This window comes from Actinospica durhamensis (assembly GCF_018139695.1).
GTDB lineage: Bacteria > Actinomycetota > Actinomycetes > Streptomycetales > Catenulisporaceae > Actinospica > Actinospica durhamensis.
This window is the reverse complement of the sequence record NZ_JAGSOG010000348.1, coordinates 1-7665: the sequence shown is the minus strand read 5'-3', so window position 1 is coordinate 7665 and position 7665 is coordinate 1. Positions and strand designations below refer to the sequence as shown.

The following is a 7665-nucleotide window of genomic DNA, read 5'->3' as shown; positions in this document are numbered from 1 at the left end:
GATCTGGGGCTGGCCGTGGGGGTCCGATGCGTCGCTGGCGGGCACGCTGCCGGACATGCCGTCGGGCATGCCCTCGAGGCTCACGCCGATCTCGGCGGCGACGAGGCGTTGGCCCGCTTCCGCGAGGGCGTTGTTGCGGGCGCGGACGGCTTCCCAGCCGAGGTCCTCGAAGAACTTCAGCGCGGCCGGTGCGGCGAGCCAGCCGGTGACGTCTGCGGTGGCGATCTTGCTGAAGGAGTGGGGGAAGCCTTCCGGGCGGCGCCAGGAGATCGGGACCGATTCCAGCCCGTCGCGCAGGTCCGGTGCGGCGTAGATCGCGGCGGTACCTCGGGGGGCGCATGCCCATTTGTGCAGGTTGCCGGTCCAGTAGTCGGCGCCGAGGGCCTCGAGGTTCACGTCGACGGCGCCGGGGGCGTGGGCGGCGTCGATGAGCACCTTCACGCCTCTGGCATGCAGTTCCCTGACGATGCGCGCGACGGGGAACAGCTTCGCCGTGGCGGAGGAGATGTGGTCGACGACCACGAGGCGCGTACGGATGTCGACTTTCGCGAGGATCGCGCTGACGGTTTCCTCTTCGTCCGCGGCGAGGGGCACGTGCGCCACGTCGACTGCGGCGCCGGCCCGCTGGGCCGCCACCTGTGCGGCCCACAGAACGGTGCCATAACTGTGGTCGGTCGTCAGGATGCGGTCGCCCTGCGCCAGCGGGAAGGAGCCGAGGACCGCGGCGACGCCGGTGGTCGCGTTCAGGCACAGGCCCACGCCGTCGTCGTCCGCGCCCAGGAAACGCGCCGCCGCCAGGCGGGAGTCGTCGATGGCGGCGTCCATCACGCGGCGGTAGACGCCCATCGGGTTCGCGTCGATGCGGTCCTGCCAACGGCGCCGCTCCGCCAGAACCGGGCGCGGGACCGATCCGAAAGCCCCGTGGTTGAGATACGTCACCTCACGGTCGAGGACCCACTGCTCGGGCAGGTACAGCGGGTCTTCGGCGGGTATGTGCGAGATCGTTTCGGCCATGCGCTCGATCGTAGGTCAGCGCGTCGAGGGCCGGAAGTGGCGGTCGGGAAGGAGTGCGCGCCGGCTACGGGGACACGTCCGGGTACTGGCGCGGTACCGAGCGTGGCGGATGGTGGCGGGCCGTGGTGGGCTACACAGCTGATTGACCGTATGGTTACACTGCCGATGCACGATGACCTTTCGGGGCGAGCGCGCAGGGATCTATGCTCCCTCGCATGGCCTCGGACATCACAGAACGCTCAGATACCAATGTGATCGTCGTCGGCGCGGGGCCGACCGGTCTCACGCTCGCCGGAGACCTGGCGGCAGCCGGGATCCGTACGACGGTGGTGGAGAAGCACGAGCACGGCTCGCAGCTCACCCGGGCGTTCGTCGTACACGCACGGACCCTTGAGCAGCTCGATCAGCGCGGCGTGGCCGAGGCACTGATCGAGCGTGGGCGGCCGGTGCCGTCGCTGCGCCTGTTCGACAAGGCTGTGATCGATCTGTCCGGGTTGCGCAGTCGGTACCCGTATATGCTGGTGGCGCCACAGACCGCGACGGAAGACGTACTCGCGCGGCGGGCCGAGGCGGCGGGGGTCGAGTTCGTCCGGCCGGCGCGGCTCTCGACGCTCGTGCAGGACTCGGTGGGCGTGACGGCCGAGTTGGACGACGGACGCCGGATCCGGGCCGCGTATCTGGTGGGCGCGGACGGGCACGACAGTACCGTGCGACAGCTGCTCAAGCTCCCGTTCCCGGGGCGCACCGTCATCAGCTCGGTGCTTCTCGCGGACGTGCTGTTGGCCGATCAGCCGCCGGGCATGGCCGCCACCAACTCGATCGGCGACCGTTTCAGCTTCATCGCGCCGTTCGGCGACGGCTACTACCGGGTCATCGCGTGGGACCGGTCGCATCCGGCTGCGGAATCGGACACGGTGGACATCGAACAGCTCCGGGACATCACCCGCTCGGTGCTCGGCACGGACTTCGGGATGCACTCGCCGCGCTGGTCCTCCCGTTTCCACAGCGACGAGCGTCAGGTGCCGAAATACCGCGTGGGCCGGGTGTTCCTGGCCGGTGACGCGGCGCACGTGCACACTCCGGCCGGGGGCCAGGGCATGAACACCGGCATGCAGGACGCGACGAACTTGTCCTGGAAGCTCGCTTCGGCGCTCACGGGCGGCCCGGATCTGCTCGATACGTACCACCATGAGCGTCACCCGGTCGGCACGAAGGTGATCAAGGGAAGCGGCGCGCTGTTGCGGATCGCGATGCTGCAGTCCAACGCCGCCCGTAGCGCGCGCAACGAGATCGTCTCGGCGGCGCTGCACCTGCCGAACCTGGCCCGGAAGCTTCCCATGGCGATCTCGGGGCTGGGGGTGAAGTATCCGACGCCGCGCGGCTCGCATCGGCTGGCCGGCACCCGGGCCGAGGACGCTCCGCTGCGCGGTGAGCCGGCGCGGCTCTACGAACTGCTGCGCGCGGGCGTGTTCGTGCTCGTGGACTGTAGCGGACAGTACGACAAGCAGGCGGGCAGGGCCGCGGCGGCGGGCAGGCTGGCGGTGACCGTCGGGATCGATCCGGACGCGCCGGCGCTGCTGGTACGGCCGGACGGTTACGTGGCCTGGGCCGCGGACGCGGCGTATCCGGACCCGAAGGGGCTCGCGCGGGCGCTGGCGACGTGGGTGCATCCGGCGGGTTGATCGGGCAGGCGCCGCGGCCGCGGTGTGAAGGGCGCGGCCCGCGCGGTCACGGCGTGCTGGACGACCGGGCACCACGAGGGTTGATAAGGTCTGCCCATGCCGAACACCCCTGTCCCCGCCCCGATCGCCGAGTTCCTCAGCCGCCCGAACCCGGCCGTGTTCGCCTCGAACCGGCCGGATGGGCAGCCGGTGTCGGTGGCGACCTGGTATCTGTACGAGGACGGCCGGATCCTGGTGAACCTGGCCGACTTCCGCAAGCGTCTGGACTACCTGGAGCAGGACCCGCGGATCAGCCTGACGGTGCTCGACGGCGACTCCTGGTACTCGCACGTGAGCGTGCAGGGCAAGATCGTCTCGATCGAGCGCGATCCGGACCTGTCCGTGATCGACCGGATCTCGCGGCACTACACCGGCAAGGACTACAGCGCGCGGGAACAGCGCCGGGTGAGCTGCTGGATCGAGATCGAGCGCTGGCACGCTTGGGGCGCGGCGTCGAAGCTCGCGGCGCAGGGCGCGAGCAAGCAGGACTGACGCGGCGGGACATCAGATCGGGTATTGATTCGCTAGCCTTGGCTCATGCGCATCGGCGTGAACGTCCCGAACTTCGGCCCCGGCACCGACCCGGAGACGCTCGTGCGTTGGGCCCAGGTGGTCGAAGGGCTCGGATTCGACCTCCTCATGGTCTCCGACCACGTCGCGGTGACCTCGGATGTGGCGAAGCAGTATCCGGCGCCGTTCTACGAGCCCTTCACGACGCTCGCGTTCCTGGCCGGGCGCACCTCGACGGTGACCCTGGGCACGACCGTGCTCATCGTGCCGTACCGCCATCCGCTGGTGACGGCGCGGATGGCGGCGAACCTGCACCAGCTCAGCGGCGGGCGGCTCGTCCTCGGGGTCGGAGTGGGGTGGGCGCGGGAGGAGTTCGCGGCGCTCGGCGTGCCGTTCCACCGGCGCGGCGCGTTGACGGACGAGTACCTCGACGCCATGCGCGCGGCCTGGGCGAACGAAGCGGACTACCGCTGCGGGCAGGTTCCGCTCTGGGTCGGTGGAGGGAGCGAGGCCGCGATGCGACGGGCCGTCAGGCTGGGCGTGCCCTGGCATCCGCTGCGCTTCACGCTGCCCTGGTTCCGCGACGCGGTGGACCGCCTGCGCGCGATCGCGGGCGAACTCTCGCAGCCCATGCCCGCCCTGGCGCCGCGCATCATGCTGCGGTTGACCGAAAAGCCCCTCGACCAACCGGATCGGCGCGCCGGTGAGGGCACGCTCGAGCAGGTGCTCGCGGACCTCGAGCAGATCCGTGGACTCGGGGCGGAGAGCGTGTTGCTCGACCCGTTCGGCGGGGACCCGGACGAGACGCTCCATCCGGAGGCGGCTTGGCAGGCGCTGGCCACCATCGCCGCGCATCGCCAGGCGTAGCGGCGCGAGGTCAGGGAGAAGGCCGGCTCAGATGGCCGAGGGCAATTATCACCTGGGGAATGGGGAGATCGTAGTGACTGAGGACCAGCATCGCTCCACCGGCGCCGCCGTCACCGAAGCGGACGTCGCGCACCTGCGCCGATGCGTGGAGCTCGCGACGGAGGCGGTGGACGTGGGCGATTGGCCCTTCGGCTCCGTACTCGTGGGTGCGGACGGCAGCGTGTTGGCCGAGGACCGCAACCGCGAGACCACCACCGGGGACGCGACGCGGCATCCGGAGTTCGAGCTCGCGCGCTGGGCCGCGACACATCTCGACGAGCGGGCGCGGGCTGGCGCGACGGTGTACACCTCGGGCGAGCACTGCCCGATGTGCTCGGCGGCGCACGCGTGGGTGGGGCTCGGGCGCATCGTGTTCGCGAGTTCCTCGCGGCAGTCCCGTGCATGGGTCGCGGAGCTGGGTGTGGTGTCGGATCCGCCGGTGCGGCCGTTGTCCATCCGGGAGATCGCGCCGGGGCTCGAGGTGGTCGGTCCGGTGCCCGAGTTCGCTGATGAGCTCAGGGCGCTGCATCACCGCTTCCGCAAGGAGCGGGCTGCGCAGGGCTAGTCTTTCGGGACTGATTCGCCTCCGTGCCCCGCCCGGTGGTGGGGGCGGGGCACGGAGGCGTGCGGAGGGTACGGCGTGGGTGTTACCAGGCCTTGTGGGCGCTGCGGCGGACGAAGAGCAGGACCACGGCGGCGCCGGCCAGTGCGACGATGCCCGCGACGGTGAAGACGTGGTCGAGGCTGGTGGCGACGGTGGCGCGTGAGTTCGTGCCAGAGCCGGTCGAGGCGGCGCTCGCGAAGACCGTGCCGAGCACGGCGATGCCGAGGGCGTAGCCGAGCTGGCGGAAGGTGTTGAGTGCGCCGCCTGCCATGCCTGCGCGCTGGTGCGGCACCGCCGACATCGCGGCGGAGGCGAGCACCGGCGTGCTCATCCCGACGCCCACGCCGGCGACCATGAGCCCGGGCGTCAGCGCGGACCACGTCGAGCCGCCCCCGACGAGCGTCAGCAGCAGTGTGCCGACGCCGATCAGCGCGAGGCCGATCCCGATCGGCCACTGTGGCGCGTACTTGCCCAGATGCTTTCCGCCGAAGCCCGCCACGACGAACGCGGTGAGCGCGAGCGGCGAGACCGCGAGGCCCGCCTTGATCGGGCTCATGCCGAGCACCGACTGCAGCCAGATCGAGGTGTAGGTCAGATGCGCGAACGCGCCCGCGCTCAGCAGCAGACCGGCGGCCATCAGGCCCGCGAACGAACGGTTGCGCAGGAGCGAGAGGTCGAGCAGCGGGTCGGTCGTGCGCAGTTCGACGGTGATGAAGACGATCAACGCGACGACGGCGACGGCGAAGAAGCCGAGGACGGTGGCGCTGCCCCAGCCGTCGGTGTTGGACTGGATCAGCGCGTAGGTGACGGACGCGGCGCACGCGGTGAACGACACCGCGCCCGGGATGTCGATCCGGCGCTGGCCGCGGTGCGGCGCGTCGCCGAGGACCCGCAGCGACATGTACACGGCGATCGCGGCCACCGGCAGGTTCACCAGGAAGATCGCCCGCCAGCCGAACTGCTCGGTGAGCAGCCCGCCGAGGATCGGTCCGACCGCGGCGGCACCGCCGTTGACCGCCCCCCACACGCCGAACGCGGTGCCGCGGTCACGGCCCTGGTAGGCGGCGGACAGCAGCGCCGTGGTCGCGGTGAACATCCCCGCGCCGCCGACGCCCTGCACGGCCCGCGAAGCGATCAGCACGCCCACGTTCGGCGCGATGCCGCAGGCCAGCGAGGCCAGCGCGAACACGGCCAGGCCGCCTATATACAGCCGCCGGTGTCCGAACCGGTCTCCCAGCGATCCCGCCACCATCAGCAGCGAGGCCAGGACCAGCGCGTACATGTCCACGACCCACTGCAGCGAGGTGAAGGAGGAATGCAGTTCCTCGGTCATCTTGGGCAGTGCGACGTTCACGATGGATACGTCCACCAACAGCATGAACGCACCGAGGCACACGGTGACCAGGGGCGTCCACTTCCACGCGTGGCGCGGGTTCGCCTCCGCGTCCGTGCCGACGTGCTCGGTCACGTCGTTGAGGTTCTGCGTCGTCATGCGCCAATTCTCTTGGCGGTGACATGTCATCTGACAGCCACGGCCATGATCGCGGCGGAATCCGACATTGCCGGTTGAGGTGTGGTGAAATCCAATGTCCGAGCGGCGTCCCTGTGGCTGGAGTTCGACCTGCGCTTGCAGGGTGCTGCCATAGGCGCCGGTGTCCTCGTCATGTCGCGCTCGGATCACGGCGCAATCCGACACGGGTTATCCTGAACTGGTGAAATCCGCCAAGTTCGACGCGCTCGACCGGCAACTCGTGCAGGCCCTGCAGCTCGACGGCAGGCTCCCGTTCAGCCGGATCGCCGAGGTGCTCGGCGTCTCCGACCAGACCGTGGCCCGACGCTACACCCGGCTGCGCACGGCGGGCCGTATCCGGGTGCTCGCGACCACCGACGCGGCGATGCTGGGCGAGGTGCAGTGGCTCATCCGAGTGCAGTGCAAGCCGGACGGCGCACAGAGGCTGGGCCAGATGCTCAGCCTGCGCGACGACACCACGTGGGTCAGTCTCACCTCCGGCGGCACCGAGATCAGCTGTATGACGTCCGTGCCCGAGGGCAGGCAGTCGCAGTCGCTGCTGCTGACCCGCCTGCCGCGCACCCCGAGCGTCGTCAGCATGACCGCGCACTGCGTCATGCACACCTTCTACGGCGGTTCGCGCGGCCTGTCCCTCAAATCCGACGCGCTCACCGAGGAGCAGGCCGCCGCCCTGCAACCGGAACCGCCCCGGCCATACGGGACGGGCCACGGCGGCGAGCCGGTGACGCTCGACGACGGCGACCGCCGCATGCTCGCGGTGCTGGGCAAGGACGGCCGCGCGGACCTGGCCGAACTGGCCACGGCGACGGGCTGGTCGCAGAGCACGGTCCGCCGCCGCCTCGCCCAACTGCGCAGCTCCGGCACGGTCTACCTGGACCTCGAGTACGACCACAGCATCTTCGACCTGTCAGCCCGGGTTCTGCTGTGGCTCTCCGTCGCCCCGGCTGAACTCGAGGCCACGGGCCAGGCCCTCGCCGAGCACCCCGAGGTCGCCTACGCCTGCGCCACCACCGGAGCGACGAATCTGCACGCCGTGGCACTGTGCAAGGACATTCATTCGGTCTACTCGTATCTGACCACGCGCGTCGCCACCCTCGCGGCCGTCCACCAGGTCGAGACGTCGCCGATCATGCAGTCCCTCAAGGGAGCGGCCTCGCTGCGTACCCTGCCGCCGCAGTAGGCGACGGCCGTGTCCTGCCGCGGCCCGGATCTAGGCCGTGTCTTCAAACCAGCGTCGGATCAGGCCGCGGCGTCTGACGCGTGCGCTCGCAAGGCGCCGGGCCGTGCGCATACTCGGTCGTCTGTAAACGGTCCGGCAACGCCGCGAGCGTGCGTGGCAGGCGTCGCGGCCCCGACGATGGTTTGAAGACACGGCCTAG

Annotated in this window: 7 protein-coding genes; 5 read left to right on the top strand and 2 right to left on the bottom strand. The window is 70.4% G+C overall.

Annotated features, from left to right (window positions below; all coding sequences use genetic code 11):
* Positions 1–1014 (bottom strand): aminotransferase class V-fold PLP-dependent enzyme (locus tag KDL01_RS36955; RefSeq protein WP_212533368.1); only part of this gene is annotated, 1014 nt, incomplete at its 3' end.
* 215 nt (positions 1015–1229) lie between these two features.
* Here KDL01_RS36955 and KDL01_RS36950 point away from each other — a divergent pair.
* The 4 genes from KDL01_RS36950 to KDL01_RS36935 all read left to right on the top strand — a co-directional run bounded on the left by KDL01_RS36950 (position 1230) and on the right by KDL01_RS36935 (position 4716).
* Positions 1230–2696: an FAD-dependent monooxygenase gene (locus KDL01_RS36950; RefSeq protein WP_212533367.1), complete on the top strand. Its 1467-nt coding sequence runs from the start codon at positions 1230–1232 to the stop codon at positions 2694–2696.
* Positions 2697–2792: 96 nt separating this feature from the next.
* Positions 2793–3227: a PPOX class F420-dependent oxidoreductase gene (locus tag KDL01_RS36945; RefSeq protein WP_212533366.1), complete on the top strand. Its 435-nt coding sequence runs from the start codon at positions 2793–2795 to the stop codon at positions 3225–3227.
* A gap of 45 nt (positions 3228–3272) precedes the next feature.
* Positions 3273–4112 (top strand): LLM class flavin-dependent oxidoreductase, encoded by an 840-nt coding sequence (locus KDL01_RS36940; protein WP_212533365.1) that lies wholly within the window; start codon positions 3273–3275, stop codon positions 4110–4112.
* Positions 4113–4143: 31 nt separating this feature from the next.
* Entirely contained in the window at positions 4144–4716 is a 573-nt protein-coding gene (locus tag KDL01_RS36935; protein WP_212533364.1) for a nucleoside deaminase, read from the top strand.
* An 82-nt stretch (positions 4717–4798) separates the two neighbouring features.
* Here KDL01_RS36935 and KDL01_RS36930 read toward each other — a convergent pair whose 3' ends face one another.
* Positions 4799–6247, bottom strand: coding sequence for an MFS transporter (locus KDL01_RS36930; protein ID WP_212533363.1), 1449 nt, complete (start codon positions 6245–6247; stop codon positions 4799–4801).
* A gap of 220 nt (positions 6248–6467) precedes the next feature.
* Here KDL01_RS36930 and KDL01_RS36925 point away from each other — a divergent pair, with 220 nt between their 5' ends.
* A complete protein-coding gene (locus tag KDL01_RS36925) occupies positions 6468–7466 on the top strand; it encodes an Lrp/AsnC family transcriptional regulator (protein WP_212533362.1) in 999 nt (332 codons plus the stop codon).
* Positions 7467–7665: the final 199 nt, after the last annotated feature.